18 protein-coding genes are annotated in these 21782 nt (G+C 39.8%); 7 read left to right on the top strand and 11 right to left on the bottom strand.

The window, feature by feature from the left end; genetic code table 11:
* The first annotated feature begins 381 nt into the window (after positions 1 to 381).
* Complete coding sequence (locus F4V44_RS24105; RefSeq protein ID WP_150442560.1) at positions 382 to 1920, top strand: flavocytochrome c; 1539 nt, start codon at positions 382 to 384, stop codon at positions 1918 to 1920.
* A 408-nt stretch (positions 1921 to 2328) separates the two neighbouring features.
* On the opposite strand, the gene F4V44_RS24100 is transcribed toward F4V44_RS24105, so the two are convergent.
* Positions 2329 to 4308 carry an oxidoreductase gene (locus F4V44_RS24100; protein WP_150442559.1) on the bottom strand — a complete coding sequence of 660 codons (1980 nt, stop codon included), beginning with the start codon at positions 4306 to 4308 and terminating at the stop codon, positions 2329 to 2331.
* Between the two features lie 435 nt (positions 4309 to 4743).
* Between F4V44_RS24100 and F4V44_RS24095 the strand changes: the two genes are divergently transcribed.
* Positions 4744 to 5667, top strand: a complete 924-nt coding sequence (locus F4V44_RS24095) for a catechol 2,3-dioxygenase (RefSeq protein ID WP_223882023.1) — start codon at positions 4744 to 4746, stop codon at positions 5665 to 5667.
* Between the two features lie 147 nt (positions 5668 to 5814).
* Here F4V44_RS24095 and F4V44_RS24090 read toward each other — a convergent pair whose 3' ends face one another.
* The 7 genes from F4V44_RS24090 to F4V44_RS24060 all read right to left on the bottom strand — a co-directional run bounded on the left by F4V44_RS24090 (position 5815) and on the right by F4V44_RS24060 (position 13356).
* The gene (locus F4V44_RS24090; RefSeq protein ID WP_150442558.1) at positions 5815 to 6540 is read right to left on the bottom strand and encodes a TcaA NTF2-like domain-containing protein; all 726 of its coding nucleotides are present in this window, start codon (positions 6538 to 6540) and stop codon (positions 5815 to 5817) included.
* 216 nt (positions 6541 to 6756) lie between these two features.
* Positions 6757 to 7020: a YiaA/YiaB family inner membrane protein gene (locus F4V44_RS24085; protein WP_150442557.1), complete on the bottom strand. Its 264-nt coding sequence runs from the start codon at positions 7018 to 7020 to the stop codon at positions 6757 to 6759.
* Between the two features lie 105 nt (positions 7021 to 7125).
* Positions 7126 to 8358 (bottom strand): DUF418 domain-containing protein, encoded by a 1233-nt coding sequence (locus F4V44_RS24080; protein ID WP_191090837.1) that lies wholly within the window; start codon positions 8356 to 8358, stop codon positions 7126 to 7128.
* 321 nt (positions 8359 to 8679) lie between these two features.
* Positions 8680 to 8973 (bottom strand): hypothetical protein, encoded by a 294-nt coding sequence (locus F4V44_RS24075; RefSeq protein WP_150442555.1) that lies wholly within the window; start codon positions 8971 to 8973, stop codon positions 8680 to 8682.
* A gap of 172 nt (positions 8974 to 9145) precedes the next feature.
* Positions 9146 to 10336 (bottom strand): IS200/IS605 family element RNA-guided endonuclease TnpB, encoded by a 1191-nt coding sequence (gene tnpB / locus F4V44_RS24070; RefSeq protein ID WP_191090836.1) that lies wholly within the window; start codon positions 10334 to 10336, stop codon positions 9146 to 9148.
* Between the two features lie 121 nt (positions 10337 to 10457).
* Positions 10458 to 12281 (bottom strand): metallophosphoesterase family protein, encoded by a 1824-nt coding sequence (locus F4V44_RS24065; protein WP_150442554.1) that lies wholly within the window; start codon positions 12279 to 12281, stop codon positions 10458 to 10460.
* A 157-nt stretch (positions 12282 to 12438) separates the two neighbouring features.
* Complete coding sequence (locus F4V44_RS24060) at positions 12439 to 13356, bottom strand: DMT family transporter (RefSeq protein WP_150442553.1); 918 nt, start codon at positions 13354 to 13356, stop codon at positions 12439 to 12441.
* Between the two features lie 407 nt (positions 13357 to 13763).
* Between F4V44_RS24060 and F4V44_RS24055 the strand changes: the two genes are divergently transcribed.
* Positions 13764 to 14516 (top strand): YveK family protein, encoded by a 753-nt coding sequence (locus tag F4V44_RS24055; RefSeq protein WP_150442552.1) that lies wholly within the window; start codon positions 13764 to 13766, stop codon positions 14514 to 14516.
* Complete coding sequence (locus F4V44_RS24050) at positions 14506 to 15204, top strand: CpsD/CapB family tyrosine-protein kinase (protein WP_150442551.1); 699 nt, start codon at positions 14506 to 14508, stop codon at positions 15202 to 15204. The genes F4V44_RS24055 and F4V44_RS24050 overlap by 11 nt, the downstream gene beginning before the upstream one ends.
* A gap of 119 nt (positions 15205 to 15323) precedes the next feature.
* Here F4V44_RS24050 and F4V44_RS24045 read toward each other — a convergent pair whose 3' ends face one another.
* On the bottom strand, positions 15324 to 16004 hold the full coding sequence (locus tag F4V44_RS24045; protein ID WP_150442550.1) for a hypothetical protein: 681 nt from the start codon (positions 16002 to 16004) through the stop codon (positions 15324 to 15326).
* A 511-nt stretch (positions 16005 to 16515) separates the two neighbouring features.
* Between F4V44_RS24045 and F4V44_RS28480 the strand changes: the two genes are divergently transcribed.
* From F4V44_RS28480 to galE, 3 genes are all read left to right on the top strand, one after another.
* Entirely contained in the window at positions 16516 to 16788 is a 273-nt protein-coding gene (locus tag F4V44_RS28480) for a VanZ family protein (RefSeq protein ID WP_191090835.1), read from the top strand.
* A gap of 538 nt (positions 16789 to 17326) precedes the next feature.
* Positions 17327 to 17590: a hypothetical protein gene (locus F4V44_RS24040; RefSeq protein WP_150442549.1), complete on the top strand. Its 264-nt coding sequence runs from the start codon at positions 17327 to 17329 to the stop codon at positions 17588 to 17590.
* A 238-nt stretch (positions 17591 to 17828) separates the two neighbouring features.
* On the top strand, positions 17829 to 18797 hold the full coding sequence (gene galE / locus F4V44_RS24035) for a UDP-glucose 4-epimerase GalE (protein WP_150442548.1): 969 nt from the start codon (positions 17829 to 17831) through the stop codon (positions 18795 to 18797).
* Between the two features lie 73 nt (positions 18798 to 18870).
* Here the strand turns inward: galE and menC are convergent, their stop codons facing one another.
* Both menC and F4V44_RS24025 read right to left on the bottom strand, forming a co-directional pair.
* Positions 18871 to 19989, bottom strand: a complete 1119-nt coding sequence (menC, locus tag F4V44_RS24030) for an o-succinylbenzoate synthase (RefSeq protein ID WP_150442547.1) — start codon at positions 19987 to 19989, stop codon at positions 18871 to 18873.
* A gap of 275 nt (positions 19990 to 20264) precedes the next feature.
* On the bottom strand, positions 20265 to 21395 hold the full coding sequence (locus F4V44_RS24025; protein WP_150442546.1) for a M20 peptidase aminoacylase family protein: 1131 nt from the start codon (positions 21393 to 21395) through the stop codon (positions 20265 to 20267).
* Between the last annotated feature and the right edge of the window lie 387 nt (positions 21396 to 21782).

Genomic DNA, 21782 nt, shown 5'->3' with positions numbered 1-21782 from the left:
ATTTTTTCGGTTCTTTTTTTATTTAAAGGCTTTGTTCATTAACATTGTTGATTTTGAATCATCTAAAGCTGTAGGCTTATCAACATTATTTGCTAACAAAGCTTATTTAAAAACAAAGTATTCGTTTCCCTTCAAAAGGCTTACATATAAAAACAAGTTATGGAATTATTACATAAATATTCTATTTAAATTATGCAACCAATTATTATAAAGCCAACTCAAATCTTATGTTATTGAAATGGATAATTTTCATAAAAAGGACAAAAACTTGTGATCATTTTATAAAAGCAACCAGATTCTATAGAAAAGTAACAGGAAGATTTATAAGATATGAGTGTGTTAATTAATGTGAATCTATTCACATGATAGGAGATGACATCAATGAAGAAAAAAAGCATGTTAGTTATGCTCTTCTTGAGTATTTTCATGCTTATTGCAGCGGGATGCGGAAGCAACAACGCGAGTGAGCCGCAAAAGGAAGAACCGAAAGAAGAGAAAAAAGAAGAAGTAAATAAAGAAGAAGCCGTTTCAGGTGCATCTAAGGAAGGCACCTATACGCCTTACGAAGAACTTCAAGACAGCTATGACATCGTTATTATTGGTGCTGGCGGTGCCGGAATGACTGCTGCTTTAGAAGCAAAGGCAAATGGCATGAACCCAGTTATTTTAGAAAAAATGCCAGTTGCTGGTGGAAATACATCAAAGTCCTCATCAGGTATGAATGCATCCCAAACAAAGTTTCAAACAGAACAGGGCATTCAAGATAGCAATGATAAATTCTATGAAGAGACATTAAAAGGCGGTAAAGGAACAAATAATCCAGAATTGCTTCGTTTCTTCGTGGATAATTCCGGCGCTGCTATTGATTGGTTAGACTCTATCGGTATCCGTCTGAACAATATCACAATTACAGGGGGAATGAGCGAAAAGCGTACACACCGTCCTGAAGATGGTTCTGCTGTAGGTCAATACCTTGTAAATGGTTTAGTGAAAAATGTAGAAGAGAAGCAAATTCCTCTATTCGTTAATGCTGATGTAAAAGAAATCACGCAAAAAGACGGAAAAGTAAATGGGGTAAGAGTTGTGTTCAATGAAAAAGATGAAAAAACAATTACAGCAAAGGCTGTTATCGTAGCATCCGGCGGTTTTGGAGCTAATATGGATATGATTACTAAAGTTAGAAGTGATCTAGCTGGCTATGTAACAACAAACCAAGTTGGCAGCACGGGTGACGGTATTCGTATGATTGAAGAGTTAGGCGGTACAACAGTGGATATGGACCAAATCCAAGTTCATCCAACTGTACAACAGGAAAAATCCTACTTAATTGGTGAAGTCGTTCGCGGTGAAGGAGCCATCCTTGTTAATGCAGAAGGAACAAGATTCCATAACGAAATGGATACTCGTGATAATGTAACTGCAGCGATTAATGCATTACCAGAAAGAACGGCATGGCTTGTATTTGATTCTGGTGTAAAATCTCGTGCGAAGGCCATTGAACAATACGAAAAAATGGGCTTTACTGTTCAAGGTGACACAATTGAAGCGCTTGCTGAGAAAATGAATGTTCCAGCAGAAGAATTAAAAACAACTCTTGATACTTGGAACACTGCCGTAACAAATAAAAACGATGCAGAGTTTGGCAGAACAACAGCAATGGACAATGCTTTATCAGGTGCTCCATACTATGCAATTAAAATCGGCCCTGGAATTCACTATACAATGGGTGGAGTTATCATCAACACAAATACAGAAGTATTAAATAAAGATGGACAAGCAATTCCTGGTTTATTCGCAGCGGGTGAAGTAACCGGCGGATTACATGGACAAAACCGTATCGGAGGCAACTCTGTAGGTGAAATTATTGTTTTTGGTCTTCAAGCAGGGGTAAAATCTGCTGAATTTGTAAAAGCACAATAATTTAGTTGTTCATATTAAAAAACGAAATATGTGCACAGGCTGCAGGAACACTTTCAATTGAAAGTGTTCCTGCAGTTTTTTTATCCCACTCTTAACGGGCAGTAAGACTCCCACTTCAAGATTCTGAGGATGTAAAGAAGATAGGTAGGAGATCCAACTGCCAAAGGTCCATTCGTGGAATCACAGACTAAGAACGCCACATTTGTGGCAATGCCTGTGTGACCCACATCCTGTGGGACTCAACTAACCATCCAGTTCCGCTTAGAAAAATGTTCTTCATAAAAATAAAAAAGGACAATTCCTTTTAACAGAAAGGAAAAGGTCCCTCGTTATAAATCGAAGGGACAAAATATCTTCTCCTCACGAGGCAATTGTCCTTTACAAAGCTCAACATTAATAACAACTCTTTTAAACGGTCACAACAGAACCTTTGTTACATATCTGCGATTCGAACACATAAGCCAACTCAAACCCATCCTTCACAGCCGTTGACAAGGACCCCGGATGATTGATGGCATCGCCAATCACAAAGACGTGATTAAAGTGCAGACGATACAATTCTTCTAATGGGTTATATGCTTGTGTTCCCATTGCAATAACCACATGATCCATTTCAACCTCTCGCTGCTTACCTGAAACAGAATCTTCTATCATTACGGCATTTGGCTGAATCCGTAAGACATGATAATCTGTGAGGATTTTGACATTTGCTCTTTTCAACCGATTCATCAGGCGTAATCTTGTTGGAGCACTGATACGATTGCCAATCGCCGTTGGAAGCTCAATAAAGGTGACGTCGTTCCCCTTGCCTGCGAGCTGGTCGGTAATACTAAAGCAAATCATTCCGCTGCCCATCACGACTATTTTTTCTTGATTGAAGTATTTATGGTGTGAATAGACATACTCATAGCCGTAGATATTCGGCAAGTCGATTCCAGGAATATTCGGGATATAGCCTTTTGCGCCAGTTGCTAGTATAACGGCATAGGGATTCATCGCCTTAATCTTGTTAAGCTCAGCTTCGGTATTTAGCCGGATATCAACACCGAGACGTTTCAATTCATTCCGCTCAAACTCAATAAACCAATTCATTTTTTCCTTATGGAGCGGTTTGCTTACCAAATGAAGCTGTCCGCCTAGCTTATTGTCTTTTTCAAATAAGGTAATCTTATATCCTTTTTGGGATAGAACCCTTGCTGCTTCCATACCGCCTGGACCGCCGCCAATAATCACAACATGTCGTTTTTCTTGAATCGGTGTCAGCTCATCAAATTCCATTTCACGTCCAGCACGTACGTTGATCGCACATTGGACATGGAGGTTCTTACTGACTGATCGGATGCAGTGCATACAGCAAATACATTTGCGAATTTCACTTTCACGGCCTTCCATCACTTTAAGGACCCACTCAGGGTCTGCAATTTGCCCGCGGCCGATTGCGATAAAGTCTGCTTTGCCATCTGCTAAAATTGATTCCGCAAATTCCGGCTCACGAATGACGCCGACCGCGATGACGGGGATACTGACTGCCTTCTTTATTTCTTCAGCAAGATAAACTCTCCAGCCTTGCTCATATAATGGGGACTCGATGATGGTTTCAAATGATTCATATGTTCCAGCGCTGGCATGAATAGCATCCACTCCTATCCTTTCTAAGTGCATGCTGATTCTTTTTCCCAGCTCAACATCTATGCCGCCATTGACAAATTCATCGACACTCAACCTTACTGTGACAGGATAATCACGCCCGCATTTTTCTTTAATGCCAGCAATGATTTCATCTAAAAAGCGCATTCTGTTTTCAAAGCTTCCTCCATATTCATCCTTTCGAATGTTGGTAAGAGGACTCAAAAACTGATTCACTAAATACCCATGAGCAGCATGAATCTCAACTCCATCCGCACCGGCTATCTTCGACCTGACTGCTCCCATAATAAATTTATTCACTAGTTCTCTCACTTCCGCATGAGTCAATTCCCGAGGTTCCTCTCCGACTGCTGCGCTGACTATGGGACTAGGTGCAACAATTTGTCTGCCGTTAATGTATATTGAACAGGATTGACGACCGCCATGGTGAAGCTGGACAAACATTTTTGTGCCGTATTTATGCAAGGTATTAGCCAGACGATGAAACCCCGGAATGAAGCGGTCATCGTCAATCCTTGTTTGTACAGCTGATGCCTTTCCGTAATCGTATTCGATGGAGGTCATCTCAACAATGATTAACCCTGTACCTCCCTTTGCGCGCTCCTCATAATAACGTATTTGATGGTCGGTGATTTCTCCTTCTGCTCCAGATAAATTGGTCTCCATGGGCGGCATAACAATGCGGTTTTTCAACGCAAGCTTGCCGATAGTTCCTTTATTAAATAAATGAGTGTAATTCAAGTTGAGCCCTCCTAAAAAAACATCTATGTTAATTTATTCACAAAAGAAGCGGTAATAAAGATAGTCCAATTTAATTATAAAGGAATGAACAAGATGAATAATGCTATAAAAGTGACAATTAAGTGCCAAGTGGTTTTAGAAAGAAGGATGGGTGAATGAAAGGGGATTTTTGTCAATAAAACAACAGATAATGTCTAATTTTATCGTTTTTTCAGACATCTTGTGTCATTGTTAAATTTATTTGTAAGCGTTATCATTTGTTTATAAACTTTATTTCATAGTTTATAAACCTGGGAGGCACATTGATAAATGGGGTGTATTTGGGAGGATCTCCTTTTTTATCAATCATATAGACAGCAAGAGTAAGGTTCCATCGTTTTATAGAACATCTATGAAATAAACGAATTCTAGTAATGTATAAGGGGAGTGTTAAGGATGATGAATTTTAACGGTATTGAAAGAATGGGTCGTATTCAGCTAAGAGTACATGATTTTGAAAAATCAGTAGACTACTATACAAATGTTTTAGGTTTAGACATTACCGGTCGTGACGAAAATAGAGTCTATTTAAAAGCATGGGATGAATGGGATCATCACAGCGTTATCTTAGAAAAGTCTGACTCCGCCGGAATGGAACATATGGGTTTTAAAGTGACAAATAATGAAGTTTTAGATACATTAGAAAAGAAAATTGGGGATTTTGGCTGTACGATTGAGCGTATTTCCAATAAGTCGCGTGTTGGTGAAGGAGAAGCGATTCGTGTTCACGTTCCATCAGGCCATAAAATCGAATTCTATCATGATATTGATTATGTTGGTGTTCCAACGGGCAGGCTTAACCCGCACCCATGGCCAGATGGATTAAGAGGAATTTCTCCGCATCGACTTGACCATGCATTGTTGTCAGGTGATGACATTGTCGATACAAAAAGATTATTCAAAGATATACTAGGGTTTGTAGAAACGGAAAAAGTTGTGACTGTTGACGGGGAGCAGTTAATCGCTACTTGGCTTACAACAACCATGACTGGACATGATATTGCCATAATCAAAGGTCCTGTTGGAAAGTTACACCATGTGGGCTGGTATTTAGAAAGCTGGCACGATATTTTAAAAGCCTCTGATATTCTTTCTCGTAATGAGATTGAAATCGACGTAACACCGACTCGACACGGAATCACAAGAGGTCAAACGATTTATTTCTTTGATCCATCTGGTAACCGCAACGAAGTGTATACTGGAGGATATGCAGTGTACTCAGACTTCCCAACAATTACTTGGACAGAGGATAAACTTGGCCAAGGCATCTTCTATCACCGCCGTCAGTTAAATGAAGCCTTCGGTTCTGTATTTAGTTAATCATAAAAGGGAGATTCTTCGTTATGAGGAATCTCTCTCTTTTTGATAAAAAGCAGGTTTAAGAGGTTTCGAAGGTTTCGGAACAGTATTGCGAATGCCTTCGCAACGATGTTTTGAATCCTTCGGAACCTCACCAGTTTTCAAACCTCAGATTAAAGATGTGACCTGCAAATCCGTAATTAAAAATACACCATACTCGAATTTTTTTACCGTATAGATATTTTCAAAGTCCATGACTTGTTCTCTATCCTCATTTCCGAAATAGACAGCAAATGACTCTTGTACTGTAATCTGATACGTATCTTCTCCAACCGGTGTGATGCTTCCAATGTCATAATAAAGCAGGCTCTCTTTAATATTTCGGTTATATGTTTCCAGCACGTAGTCTGCCTGGTCATGATAAAAGATGCTCTCTGGGTCAATTAAATGCATAATATAAATAAAGGCACCCTCATTAACAGCTAATGGATAGTTAGCCATATATTCATCCATCAACATCATCATTTGCTGCTCTTCTAGCTCTGAAGGTCCTTCTTGGGACGAAGCAGAAGGGAGAATAGCAGGAACGGCAGGGTCTTCATGTTCACTTTCTGTATCCTTTTCGCTAGAAGGGGGAGGTGCCGGTTGTTTGCCTCCGCCAGTCTGAATCTCTCCATTAGGTTTATCCTTATTCGGATTGGTTGGTTTAGGAGACTCTTCTTTAGGTGTTGATTCCTTTGGGGATGATTCCGTTCCATTTCCTTGATTTTGAACGTTTTCTGCAGCTGCCTCTTCTGTTGCTGAATCCTCACTCGACGTGTCTTTATCGGAACACCCAGCTAAAATAAATAACAGAACTAATAACATCATCATACCATAGTGTTTTTTCATCATCTTCACCTCTGAATAATTAGAGCAATTGGATATTTGGGGAGGGAACGAAAAAAGGTCAGTCAGCCGAAAAAGGCCCCAACCCTATCCTATTCTGGGTGGATGATATAATATGCTAGGATATTCCGTGAAAAATTAAAGAACTTCGTGTGCAATGGAATCAAAAAAGGCGCTAATCCCGGCTCACAATAGAGTATGGACTAGCACCCCAGGTCAATCTTAATCCAGCTTAGCAGACTGATTTTGTTTTCTTTCAAGCTCAGCCATAATTTCAGCATCTTCATAATTATCTCTTGTCACCTTTTGCGTTAGGATCGCACCAACGGCAACTAGAATCATAACGGCAAGATAATAACCTTTTTCGTTTAATTCAAGTGAATCCTCATTGTAGAGTCCGATACAAAATAATAGAATACCAGCAATCAGTGTAAAATAAGACAAAATGGTGAAGGCTGGTGTATTGCGGCGTCTGTATTTATGCATGTTTTCCCTCCGTATTAAACAATAACTACTATTATAATAGTAAGTATAAAATTAAATGGATCATACCACAAGTTTCCTTTGGAGGATAGATAACCTATTTCCTATTTAAACACCTGTATCTTGTCTATTGGAGTTGCTCAACTTCTCTTCTTTTTTCATGGACTGAATATATCCGTACGTCATCGTCCGCCACAGCCATTCAAACGGACCAAAGCGAAAGTTTTTCATCCATACATAGCTGAACAGAGTTTGAGCCGCATAGATTACTAGACAGATAAGCGTTCCAGTCGCTAGGCTGACTTTGCCGTAAAAATTTAGACCTAAGAAAATCCCCACGGAGATAAATGTTTGTAACAGATAATTCGTTAAGGCCATTTGCCCAGTGTAGCCGAGCGGACGGAGAAACCTCTGCCAAAACTCGCGGCGCAGCATGAGTGTTAAGGATGATATATAGAAGAAACATAGAGTTAAACCGCTAAGGCTGGTGAACAGGTAGATAGCATTTTGTTGATAGACACCAACGTCAATGACATCCATTTTATATAGAGCTAAGAATGTAACAAGTGGAATACTTAAGATTAACGCCGTCCACCAAACCTTTTTAATCATTGGCAGATGCGCGGAAACATCCTTGAACACACCCCTTTTTCCAGCATACAACCCGAATAAAAACAACGCCAAAATGTTGAACAGAGCAAAAGGAAGATTGGCTAAAAGCCGACCCATTTCTGTTTGCAGGCGGTAGGACACCCATTCTAAATAGGGTGCGTTTTCATACATATCCACGTATTCTCCAAGCTTAGCGGCTTCCTCTTGGTCAAGTCCCGCGGCAATTGATTCCATCTCTGTGGCAGGTATCAGAAACGGTGCGGAAATCAGAGCATGGAAAATAAACAATAAGCTAAATGCCCAGATCAAGAGTGTCTTTGGCTTTCTTTTATAAAAAAGAAGCAGAAGAAAGCCGGTAATCGCGTAGGTATGCAGGATGTCGCCATACCAAAGAAAAACGATGTGCAGGGCGCCGAATAATAATAGTGCGAACAGCCGTCTTGAAAACAATCGGTTAATTTTTAGCCCCTTTTGTTCAGCACGGCTCATAAATATGTAAAAGCCGAGACCAAATAAAAAGGAAAAAATGGTATAGAACTTTGTTTGGACAAACATTTGAAATAGCAAGTCAAGCCAGTAATTCACGCCGGAATAGTCCGGATAACTGACCATAAACGCCGGGGAATGGAAGGCTGGCATGTTGACTAGAAATATCCCGAGAAGTGCAAAACCCCGAATAATGTCAATCGTCACAATCCTTTCAGAGTTAGATATAGGTGCTGATTTCATCTCCATCATCTCCTGTTTAGAATTCCTGCAGACGGTGTTTCTTGCATAAGGACGTTTTTAGACAAAGTCTTTATGTAAGAAATGATCTGTGGTGTACGTTCCCGTGAATTCTTCTAAATCAAACATATGAATACTGTACAACATGGCTCTTCCAGCAACAATGATTTTTAACAAAATTTTCAAAAAAACATTTTCTACTTTGGAAGGCCAACATAGCCCGTACGAGGAAACAATATTCCTTTAACTAATATGCGTGAATAAGACTCTGTATGTTGAGTAGACTGGGGATTTTATCCAAAAAGAAAAAGACGTCTCATAGAACTAAATCCTTGAGGCGTCTTTCACCTTTTTCCAACGCTTATTTTCGATACCTTCGGCAGTAAGGGAAAGCATGCTGAGATGATTCTCTGTTTCAATAATATAATCTTTGTTAACCGGCTTGTAGCGAAGCAGATCTTTCCATAGGTAAGGTTTTCTTACTGCCTCTTCTTTTTCAACCGTCTGGATATGATAAGAAGGATCACAGTACCGAAGGATATCCTTATTTTTTCTTTTTAAAATGTTCACTTCAATAGCTAATTTTAAAAGCGAGCCCCAAATATCTGAAAAGCTCATATTTTTTAACGGACTGGATTTGACACTCCCACAGCTAAAGCAGTGGGATTCTTAACCCCACTTGCGTTAAGTCACCTTGTTTCTCAACAAAGCTCCTTAAGCCATAAGTTTTCCTATGTCGTTTGAATCTTTTGACTCAAAAGGGTTGCTTTAAAACGCTGTCTAGCAACCATTAGGCTAGCCCCGTCTGTCCGACGGTTAGAAGGCGTTTCCCTTCTTGGAAAATGTTCTTCGCAGCGTTTTCGTCTCGATCATGTGTAGCACCGCACGAACATGTCCATATACGTACCGATAAATCTTTTACTTTTTTATTTTTTGCTCCACAACTTGAACATATTTGGGAACTGGGAAAATGGGCCCCAACTACACTCAGCTGCTTGCCATACCATTCACATTTATACTCTAACATTCTACGAAACTCTGACCAGGATACTTCTGATATGGCTTTGGCTAGTTTTCCGTTCTTTAACATATTTTTTACACGCAGGTTCTCCATGCAAATGACTTGGTTTTCGTTCACAAGCGAAGTAGATACCTTGTGCAAAAAATCATTTCGTTGATTCACGATCTTTTCATGAATTCTAGCTACCTTTTTCTTTTGCTTGTACCAGTTTGAACCGCCTTTTTTTCTTCTTGAAAGGATACGTTGAGCCTTCGCCAACTTTTCCTCCGTTTTTTGGAACCATTTCGGATTTTTAATTTTCGTGCCATCTGAAAGGGTCGCAAACACCTTCAGCCCGACATCAATCCCTACTTCGAACATCGATCGTTGGACCGATTGAACCTCTTGTTCGGTCAACAACGACACAAAATACTTACCGGAAGGGGCTCTGCGTACCGTAGCCGAAAGGATTTTACCTTTCACTTCTTTACTTTTAGAGAACTTGACAAGACCTAATTTCGGCAGGCGAAGATAACCTTCTTTTTCAATACGAATGGTCGCTCCTGACTTTCCATAGTTACATTTTGATTTATAGGACTGAATTTCATTCCTTTTGCTTTTAAATTTAGGCTTTGCCTTTGTCTTCTCATAATAGCTTTTGAAGGCACTCCCTAGATGTTGAAGAGAATTTTGCAAAGCAGTTGAATCTACTTCATTCAACCATTGAATCTCTTTTTTCAGACCGGTTAATTCTTTTTGTTGTTTGGCTGCATGATAAAATTCAGATTTCCAAAGATTCTGATTTAACTGCCCGTTTTGAACCATTTCCTCCACGATGTACCAATAAGCATTTTTATCGTATTGTTGACCTAATGCCCAGTTGAACACATACCGACAGCAGCCAATCGTTTTGTTAATCAAAGCTGCCTGTTCTTTCGTCGGATATAATCGGAATTTATATCCCTTATGAAAAATCTCCAATTCATTCCCTCCCTTCCTTTTTATTGCCTATTACCATTATAACAGAACATAGGTTCTTTTTTTAGCGTTATTTTAATAAAAATTAAAAAAGGTCAAACGATCAACCTGTCAATCGACACGCCTAGTTTGACCTCACTCTCATCTCACGACTAAAGCCGTGGGCTTTCTCGTTCGGGAGTTCTGTAAATTGTTTTACCTTCAGTTCACGGCTGTCAGAGAAGGTCACGGTCGAAAAGACAGATGAGCCGTAATGGACATCGCCTGATAGAATGATACATTCACTCGGCCCCCAATTTGCTGCCTGCTCAAGGAAGTTGGTAAAGCCTCTGCCGTTATATTTCCAAGCCTCAAAATCAAAGGTAGTCTGGGTTTTCATCCCTAGTAACCTTAGGGGATACACATAATCATGTAAAAAGGTTTCGATTAGACCCATGCCGTAGACAGGAGGAGCGGAAACAACGATAAGTGGACGACCGGCCCTCCATCCGCTGTCATACAGCTGCTTGGTCACCTGCTGCCATTCTCTTTGATTGATTAGCTGAGGGGGCTGGGGAGTATCCTCAATGATTCTTCCCAAGCTTACAGGCTTTGGTTGAAGAGCATAATCCCGCTTTGTTCGGGTATCGAGAACAACGGCAGTCGGGATGGTTGGTGTAATAAAGTGCCATTGCTGTTCCTTCCATAGAAGTTCTATCCAATGATTATGATAGTTATGCATATCCCCTTTTCTAAGGCCGTGAAAGTAGTTGTTCATGATGGAAATAAACTCAGGACCAAATGCATCGGGGTCATTGCCCCAGCCTTGAAACGCCCAATAAGCGGACAAGCCGTTGGCAACCACATGTTTGCCAAGTGGTGCTTGCTCCACATTTTTTCTCCAGGTACTTGAGATATTCCAATCATCAGTTATATCATGATCATCAAAAATCATGTAGGAAGGGATATTTGCTAGCAGCCTTCGAACCTTATATAAAGAATACTGAATCGTTGTTAACAGTTCCTGTTGTTCATTGTAGCGATCTTTAAGTTGTTTGATGACCTGCTGCTGCTTCTTTGTGAACGGGTGATGGGCTTGAAAATGAAGATGGATATGGTTGTTTTCAAGGGCTTCCTCGAATGATTCGAATAAACCCTGTTCATAGGAGGACTCCCAGAGCGCCGGACTCCACGCGAGTAAGTACATCACAGCATACTCACCGAATTCAATGAGATGATTAGCGGCTGAAGATGAAGTAAAATGACAAAGATTTTCCATGATAAACTGCCTGCCGTTTATTTGGTGAATGGAGGTGCGGAGTGGTTCGTCGTTTAAATGACTGTCTAACGGCTCAAGCTGTTCCTTTTGTCCTATTAATTGTTCACCCAATTGGGAAATGACACGAATGATTGGATCAGGAACGTCGTCAGCGTATATTTGATCTCCCAGTAAAAATAGAGAGCCTGGCCGATCTTCGATATGGTCATACTGCTGGCTTATCTGATCATCGCCAAGAGCAAGAGTATCTTCACCTTTTCCATGAAGCTTGCGGCAGGATCCGTAAAGCAGTCTGCAAGGTTTTTCAGAGCTGTTCATGAAAAAGGTAGGATAGGTTAAATCACCATAAACAATGGAATTGGAGTGGTTGGGGGAAAGCCATCCAAGGTCCCCAAGGTGAAAGGATTCTTTATGGCTGTTGAAAAACAGATTATAGCCCAGTAATTGATCCTGTGGAAACGGTCCTTGAGCAGGGGTAACTATAAATAACCTCTTTCCAAATTGAATGGTCTCGGTGTTACTGTGAGTGTGGAGGTACTGCTCTGTCCAGTTTCCTTCGTTCCTTTTCATAAGAAAAAGCTCGGCGTGGATCCGAAAACGAGAGCTTGTTGCAATCCAAATAAAAATTTGAGTCGGCTCCACTCTGCGAATTAACGGTCCGGTTAACACGGTCGGAAGAGAAAACCCCATACAACCACCTCTTACAAATAGACTTGCTCTATCCTATGCCCGGAAAATAAGGCAGGTGTCTGTACATGAAGAAAGGTTTATCGTTAAAAGTGGTGTCAGGCACCGCAAAAAGACATTTTCTAGCGTTTTGTCTTTTTAGGGTGCCTGACATCATTATTTATATCTGCAGCTGTTTATTTCTTCGTTGTGAGATCCATGCTTCTAGTGTTCCTGATCCAAGGAGTACTCCAGATACAATAAGTACTAATCCGGCATAGTGAGCGGGAACGATTGCCTCGTTTAGGAATAAAGCGGCTCCTACTATAGAGAAGAAAGTATTTAAGTTCAAGAAAATCGAAGCTTCCGCTGGTCCCACCTGGCTGATGCAATAATTATAGACCGCGTGCCCAACTCCGGTGCCAAAAACAGCTGAAAGAAGGAAGACAATCCATAGGGACGGAGCTGCTTTTGTAATGGTGGCTAATCCGTTCGGTTCAAGTACTACGCTGATGAGAAACAGAATCATCGAGCCGAAAAATAACATATAACCTGTAAATAGAACCGGATTCATTGTTTTGGAGACTTTATTAATAATGAGAAAACTAATCGCCTGAGATAAAATAGCCATAAAGATATCCCAATCACCTATATTAATAGAACGAATGGTGCCTGTTCCAAATAAAACAGTAATTGACACTCCGATACCGCCAAGGAAGAATCCTACTAACGTCAGTGCTGTCGGCCTTTTTTTTAAAAAAATCATCGATAAAACAACGGTTAACAGAGGCCCCATTCCGAGAATCAAGCCTGCATTCGCAGCGGATGTTTTCGACAAGCCGTCAGCTAGAAAATAATGGTGGAGGACGACACTTAACAGGGAGCCTAACGCTATGTATATCCATTCTTTTTTAGCTGGTAAGCGGATATTGCGCGTAATGCCGAGCATAAAGAATACTACTAGCGATGCAGTAAAAATCCGCAAAGACGTAATGGTAATCGGAGCCCAGTTTTCCACGATGGTTTTTACCATGGACACATTGAAGCCCCAGACAATCATCAAGCCAACTAACATCAAATATATTTTCATTGCATTCATGGTGAACCAATCAACCTTTCAAGTGTTATCTAGATATTTTAACACTTTTCTGTGAATTTAAAATAAAAAGGCTTTTAGCCTGGTTAATTACCAATAAATTTTTTTGTTGAGGTTTGTAGAATTATAGTATAATTACTCCTGTGGTTTCAAATGGAATAAAAAACGCCTTATATGATAGAAAATGAGGTGGTAATTCCCAACAAGAAATTTTGTCAAAAGGGCGAAAAATTATTATTTGAAAAACAAAAACTTTTACTAGTAATTTACCATTAGGAAAGTCTTTGGTTTTTTACGTTTTTCGACTATAATAGAAACTATTGGGAATTTAGACTTATTTTGTAGAATAATAGCGACTGCTTCTTAATAAGAGCAGGAGCAATAAACACATGCACAATTAGGAGGGCCACATGGAAGAAGAAACGATAAGTTTGAGGGAATTATTTGCTGTTTTAAGAAAGAGATTATCAATGATTGTCATCATAACCGTGCTTGCAACTGTAGCAAGCGGTGTTGTCAGCTATTCCTTTTTAAAGCCGGTTTATCAGGCATCCACTCAGATTCTAGTCAGCCAAGCTGCGGCAGGATCATTAGCATCTATTGCAGGCATGTCATTTGATAATGATGCAAAATACATTGAAACGTACAATGTTATTTTAAAAAGTCCATATATTTTAGACCAGGTAATTGAAGAATTGGATTTAGATACATCTGCACAAGGTTTGAATAGCCATATAAATGTTACACAGGAAGGTGATTCTCAGGTTGTCAGTATTGCGGTCCAAAATGAAAACCCTGCAAAGGCCGTGACCATTGCAAACGAAATTGCAAAGGTATTCCAGCGTGAAATTTCAGCACTTATGAGGATTGATAATATTCATATTCTAACGCCTGCAGAGATGCCAGAAAATCCAACTCCAATTAAACCGCAGCCGGTGCTAAATATGGCGATTGCTCTCGTTGTCGGATTAATGGCTTCCGTAGGGATTGCCTTCTTATTAGAATATCTTGATAACACGATTAAGAATGAACAGGATATTGAGAAGTTACTTGGATTGCCGGTACTTGGAGCGGTTAATACAATTGAATTAGAAAATCAAAAAAGTACTGCCAATAAATCGTCAATTATGAACAATAAGGGGGGTGCAAAGGTTGAAGTTTAAGAAAAAGGAAAAAAATAAGCTTCCAAATAAAAAGTCCTTAGTTACCTTCCTAAATTCCCGTTCACCGATTTCTGAACAGTACAGAACGATTCGGACAAATATCCAATTTTCATCTGATTTAGGAATTCGTTCAATTGTTGTCACTTCTTCAGCACCGGGGGAAGGGAAATCAACAACGGTTGCGAATTTAGCGATTGTGTTTGCACAGCAAGGGAAGAAAACTCTTTTGATTGATGCGGATATGCGTAAGCCGACCGTTCATTATAAATTTAACGTCGAAAATCAAAAAGGTTTAACACATGTTCTAACAAAACGAGGTAGTCTCGAGGGATGTATCCAAGAATCAGCCATAGAGAATTTATCTATTCTGACAACAGGACCTATCCCACCAAATCCTGCGGAGCTGCTTGGGTCACAAGTAATGAAGGATCTACTTGATAAAGCTTTAGAACAGTATGACATGATCCTTATTGATACACCGCCTGTACTTGCAGTAACAGATGCACAAATACTGGCCAATCTATGTGACGGCACGATTCTTGTGATTAAGAGTGGTGAGACGGAAGTTGAAGCTGCAATCAAAGCAAAGGAATTATTATTATCAGCTAACGGAAAACTTCTTGGTACCGTGTTAAATCATAAAAATGTCAACCAGAGTCATTACTACTACTATTACGGTAGTGAATAAGGGAATACGGCAAAAGGGATGGCTCATTTGAGTCATCCCTTTTGTGCGACGGGCAGAAAGAAAATGAAAAAAGCTTAAAACCTGCTTGATGTAGGTTTTAAGTAAGCTTTTATTTTTAGTTAAAAAGCTTCTAATTCACTAAATATTCGTGCCAGACGCTGCTGTTTCTTTGCTTCATACTCGTCTTTAAATTCTACCGCTTCGCTTGGATTATGGCCATATTTTTCTAAGTCATCCAGTAACTGATTGTAAATGGTATTAAATATTTTATCAGCATTTTGCTCGAGAGCCGTTGCTGCATCTTGATATTTAACCACAAGGTCTGATTTTGTCATTTTACCGCTGACATAATCAGCCTTTGCTTGGACCATTAATTGGTCCGCTCTGCTCGTTTCCTGAACTTCAAGATCCGAGAAAATAGTTCGGTAAGCTGCCTTTATCTGCTCTAAGGAAGTACCTTTGAAACGGGGGGATTCGGTGTTTCCTTCAGTGTCTGATGTGCCGTCTGTTTGCGATTGTCCATTTCCTGACTCGGTGTTTGAATGAGTTGTAGAGTGATTGTTCCCTTTTGCAGGATTACTATTCGGATTACTAGTTGTACCTTCATCAGCCAACCCCTCTGCATTTTCAGGAGATTCTCCGTTCTCACTAGTAGTTTTCTTTTTAGTTTCAGCCACTTTAAGGTCTTCTTTAGATTTTTCGACAGTTGTCTCCACCTTTGAATTCCACTGGAAAACACTGAATGTAATGAGTACAATCGCTAAAACACAGCCGCCTATGTATAGATATTTCCGTTTCATATAATTCCCTTCTTTTTATATGCATTTATACTAATTTACCCCGTCAACAGCCATTTAGACAGATGGGGAGCGTTTAATAAATTATTATAAGAAATAACATGTGAAATTGGAAACATTTTTTCTGGAAAAGTGTTTTCCTCATTGAAACAATCTAGTAGTATCGTATTATTTTATCAGACTTCTGCTATTCAATAGTGAAGAAGCTACAATCATATTATTAACAGAGCATCAGTACACAAAAAAAGATGCCGAGAACTCGTTCGGCATCGGTTGCTTTTAAGGCTGAAAGTACATTTTCAAACGGTTTGTACTAACTATTGGAAAGTGCGAATAGTTTGTTAATAGTTAAAACGATGTTTCTTTATATCTGGGCAAGAGCCGTTTTTTTTTAAAAGACCTAAGTGTCTAATTTACATGAATTAATCATTCTTCATTCAGTCCATTTTACATTTCAGAAGTCACCTGATTTTTCAATGTTCTTTCTCCATTGCCGGCCATCACAGAAGGATTTATGATCCAGAAAGTAGGCCATATCCTTTCGTTTTTTCTATTAAGGCTCCTTGCTCTCCAATGTTTTCACTCGTACCAGTTCTGCTTTGTTACTTGTATATGGTATGGATATATGACTGAGCTCTTCCAGCTGTTCTTTGTACGAGCTGGAAGGCTCTTTGATGTAGGATTTTATGCTGTTGGAGTCCTATCGGGTCTATTCCTTTCAGCCATAATTATGCAGATAAAGAGGAATGCGGCAGGACAGGTGTGGAGAGATAGCGATCCTAATTAAAGAGCTTTTTTCGCGGGCGATTTCTAAATTTCACATAAATTTCGCCTTCTCTTGATCTGAAAAGTTTTATTCCTACCAGTTTAAGTGGTGTGCTAATTTCTTTCATTTCAACTAAAGGCAATATTAATCTCTCCTTTTAAATTTAGTAGTGTGACTTTTATCACTATTAATTATACACTATTCTGTCAAATTTAACATTTGTATTTTTGAAAATTGCAATATACCACTTTATAAACAGCGTTTCTCTATTAATTAATAATTTTTCTCCTCGGACAATTCCAAAATTTTATATAATACTCCCCATCACTTGATTTAAATAACCGAATACCTACTAGTTTTAGTGGTGTGAGGATCTCTTTCATCGCTATTAAAGGCATAACAAAACCTCCCTGAATATTTTAAATTTTAAATATTTAAATAATTATAACCTAAATAGAACGAAATTTGTTATAAAAGTTCTTTATACGGAACATATTGCTGTGAATATATAAGAGTAAAACTGAATATCTATAAAAAAATGTTTAGGGGGAATCTCTAAATGACAAAGGTTATGTTAAGGATATTCAGTGTCCTGCTTGTCTTGCTTGGTATTATTTTCTTTATTACAAATAATGAAGGACTAGGGATTGCGGCTGTTGTTTTAGCCATTATTCTTTTTCCAACTAAACGAAGCAGTGTAAAAAGGGGTTCTCATGGCAGCAGCCACTATTATGACCACGATAACGACTATGATAATAATCCTGAATCAAACAGTGGAGATTCCTCCAGTGGCAGTGATTCAGGTGGAGGGGGCGATGATTAAGATAGAAATAATATAGAGGGATCTGCAGCAATAGAAGAGGGGATTTACATTTGAAAAATCTCACCGTAATAGAGAGGTCAGCAGATAATAAAGAATCCTAGGACTACTACTATAAAATTAAAAGACTGATAGAAAAATGGCAGATTTTTTGAAAAAATTCCTTTTAAATTTTAATTTGAGGATAAGTTTTAGAAATGCTATGGCTTTATCTTGGATCTTATTTAAAGGGGATGCTTCCATGATTTTAGTCATCGGCGGGGCCGGTTATATAGGCAGCCATATGGTTAAAGAATTAGTAAAAGAGAAGGAAGTAGTGGTACTCGACAATCTATCAACTGGCCATAGATGGGCCGTTGATGAGAAAGCTATTTTTGTTGAAGGGGATTTAGGGGATGTTGGGGATTTGGATTCTGTATTTTCTACCTATGGAATAGAAGCGGTGATGCATTTTGCGGCCAACAGTCTTGTTGGTGAATCGGTTGTAGATCCGATGAAATATTATCAAAATAATGTAGCTGCAACCATGATATTATTAGAAGCTATGAAGAAGTATGAGGTGAAAAATTTCATATTTTCTTCGACTGCAGCAGTATATGGGGTTCCCAAGTTTGAGCTGATTACAGAAGAAACTCCGACTCTTCCAATCAACCCGTACGGTCGTTCCAAGTTAATGATTGAACAGATATTGGCAGATTATGCGAGAGCGTACGGTTTCCATTATGTTGTACTCCGTTATTTCAATGCGGCCGGTGCCTATGGAACAGGTGAAATCGGTGAAAAGCATTATCCGGAAACTCACTTAATTCCAATTGTGCTGCAGCAGCTGCTAGGGGAGCGTGAAAGCATTTTTGTGTTTGGCAGTGATTATGACACACCAGACGGTACTTGTATCCGCGATTATATTCATGTAACAGATATAGCGAGGGCGCATATGTTAGCGCTTGATGCCCTGCTGTTGGGTAATAAAGAAACCGCCATTTATAACCTTGGCAATGGCTTAGGTTATTCTGTAAAAGAGGTAATTGAAACCTGTGAAAAAGTGACCGGGAAGCAAGCGAATATGATTATGGCGAATCGCAGAGAAGGGGACCCGGCGAGACTTGTTGCCTCTTCAGAAAAAGTCTTCAAGGAGCTTGGCTGGAAGGCGAAGTATTCATTAGTGGACATGATTGCAAGTGCTTGGAAATGGCATTCGAGGGGGATATAATTGAAGATTTGAGAAGCACCCGTAATTTTCGCGGGTGCATTATTGTGTGCCTTGGAAAGAATGTAATAGCTGTTTATTTTGCAGCCCCTCGAAAGGTTCTCGCCTTAACCGTATAATAATCAACCATCTTCCTGTTCACCTCATACCCAATCCCAGGCTGCTCAGGTACTGTAATCAATCCATTCTTTACCTCAACCTCAGGATCAATAATATCTCGTTCCCAATAATGGGAGGAACCAGCCGTATCTCCAGGCATTGTGAAGTTTTCCAATGACGTAATTGCAATATTGTGCGCTCGTCCCACTCCAGCTTCCAGCATGCCGCCGCACCAAACAGGTATTTCCCTTTCTTTACACAAGTCGTGAATCTTTATAGCCTCAGATAATCCACCGACACGGCCAATTTTTACATTTATCACTTTACAGCTTCCAAGTTCAATCGCCTTTCGTGTATCCTCGATAGAAAGAATACTCTCATCCAAACAAATCGGCGTCTGAATCTGTGCTTGCAGCGTAGCATGATCGATAATATCATCCGAGCCGAGCGGCTGTTCAATCATCATCAGTCCATATTGATCCAACTCTTTCAGCAGGTCAATATCTGCTAGAGTATAGGCTGAGTTCGCATCGGCCATTAACGGAATCGTCGGGAACTGCTTGCGGATGGCGGCAATCAACTCAACATCCAAGCCAGGTTTAATTTTGATTTTCATTCGGCGGTATCCTTCTACCGCATATTTATCAATGATGCGAAGCAGGTCATCAGTCGTCTTCTGAATGCCAATGGCAATACCGGCTTCGATGCTCTTCTTTTTCCCTCCGAGGGCTTGGCTTAACGAAATACCCTTCCTTTTTGAATAAAGATCCCAAACGGCACCTTCAATCGCTGCTTTTGCCATGTTATTTTTTTTGATAAAAGAAAAGCGTGTGTTCAGTTCATCCGGATGTTCAAAAGGGGAATTGAATGCGAGCGGCAATAGGAAGTCCTCGAGCATATGCCAGCTTGTCTTCACTGTTTCTTCGGTATACCATGGAACATGAAACGCAACACCCTCTCCCCAGCCTGTGATGCCGTCTTCATCAATGGCCTCGACCAAAATAAAGTCCTTTGTTGTAAACGTCCCGTAGCTTGTTGAAAAAGGTGATTTTTGTTTCATTTGTAAATGTCTTAATACGACGCGATCCAGCTTCATCTTATGCCTCCGTGGTTTCAGATTCTTTAACTTCATTCAGCATTTATCCTCTACTTTTGTAAGTGGGGGATGAATGCGAATAGCTCTCCGATTCAGTGGGGATTCAAATCCCGGCTGAATGAAGTTAAGCCTTCGGCGAGTCTTGCGATTTTTTATAGGTAATTTATCAAGCGAGTTTGATAAAAATCCGGACGTAAATTCGACAGGGGAATTTGATTACAAAAATATTCACCGGCTGCAGGGGTAATCCTGCCGCCATCTTCCAAAATCATACCTTATTTTTTCCCTCGTTCAAAGGTTTTCATCACAGTAGAGGCTAGAATAAGAACCCCATTTAATATATCGTCCTTGTTAAATGTCATATCCGGGTGATGCAGTCCTGGTGTCAGGTCACAGCCAAGTCCAAGCATCGTTGTCTTCAAATCTTCCTTCATAAGCGAGTAGAAGTGGAAATCTTCGCCGCCCGATGTAATGACAGGCGGAGCGCAGCAATCTTGTCCCATTACTTCAATAATGGCATGTTCCATCATTTCCTGAGCTGTCGGATCAACCTGTGCTGCTGGAAGTTTGATTTCCGACTTCAACTTGATGTCTGCGTCATAGATAGCAGAAAGGCCTTCTGCAATTTGGGTTAGCTTATATTCTAATTCATTCATTACATCGTTGTTTTGGGCTCGTAAATCGAGCGTAAACTCAGCACGGTCCGGGATGACGTTTGCATTTGGTCCGCCTGCATGAAACGCTGTCATTTTTATGGATGCAGGTACTTGAGGATCCATATGGATTTTGCCTATTTCTTGAATCAGGCTGCTGCCAACCTCAATGACGTTAATACCAAGATGTGGGCGTGCTCCATGGGCTGAAACTCCTTTAATTACCCCTGTAACGGTTTGAGAGGCACCGTGGCAAATGGAAGGAGAGGCATAGCCGCTACGCAGCTCTTGGATGGGACGAAGATGCACTCCATATAAGAAATCAACACCATCTATCACCTTTTTTTCAAGCATTTTCAAAGCGCCAGCGCCTTTTTCCTCTGCTGGTTGAAAAATCACCTTCAGTTTACCGGGCGGTTTGTAGCCCATTCTATTAAATAATTTCACAACCCCAAGGGCCATCGTTGAATGTGAATCATGACCGCAAGAATGAACAGCTTGCCATTTTCCATCCTTTTCCTGCCAAAGTGCATCCATATCAGCTCTTAGTGCAACAGTAAAGTCACCTTCTCCTATTTCCCCGATAACCCCTGTGCAATCCTCAAAGGTGTGGGTATGGTAACCTTCCTTTTCAAGCTGTTCCTTAATAAACTTTGTGGTTTGAACCTCTTCCCAACTAATCTCTGCATGACAGTGGAGATGGTCAAACACAGCAAAAATGTCTTTTTCAATCTGTTTTAAGGCTTGTTTCACAGTTCTGCATCTCCCTTTTTAATAGGAGGTATGATTCCTCCATTTATTTATTATTGTGATTTCGTTTTAATGAGAAAAGTAATGATGAAAATATATTAGCTACTACTATAGATTATTTTCATATTGTAATGAATGTGAAAGAGAATTAGCTCATATTGCATGTTTTTATTTAATATACAGCATTCACACCCTAATGGAATGGCGAAAGTATTGATAAGTAGAAAAGATATTTATATCTTACAATAATATAATGTTCTTCCAACTCATTCAAGAACTTTTTACTGAATGTTCAGTAAAGTTTTATTGCTATTGCAATACAGAGGCAATATCCCAATCAAACACATGATTTATATCTATGTTCGTAAAACATTCTTATGCGTTAAAGCG

Source organism: Niallia endozanthoxylica (genome assembly GCF_008710145.1).
In the GTDB taxonomy this organism is placed as follows: domain Bacteria; phylum Bacillota; class Bacilli; order Bacillales; family Cytobacillaceae; genus Bacillus_BD; species Bacillus_BD endozanthoxylica.
The sequence above is the reverse complement of the archived record's forward strand: the minus strand, read 5'-3'. Positions and strand labels throughout refer to the sequence as shown.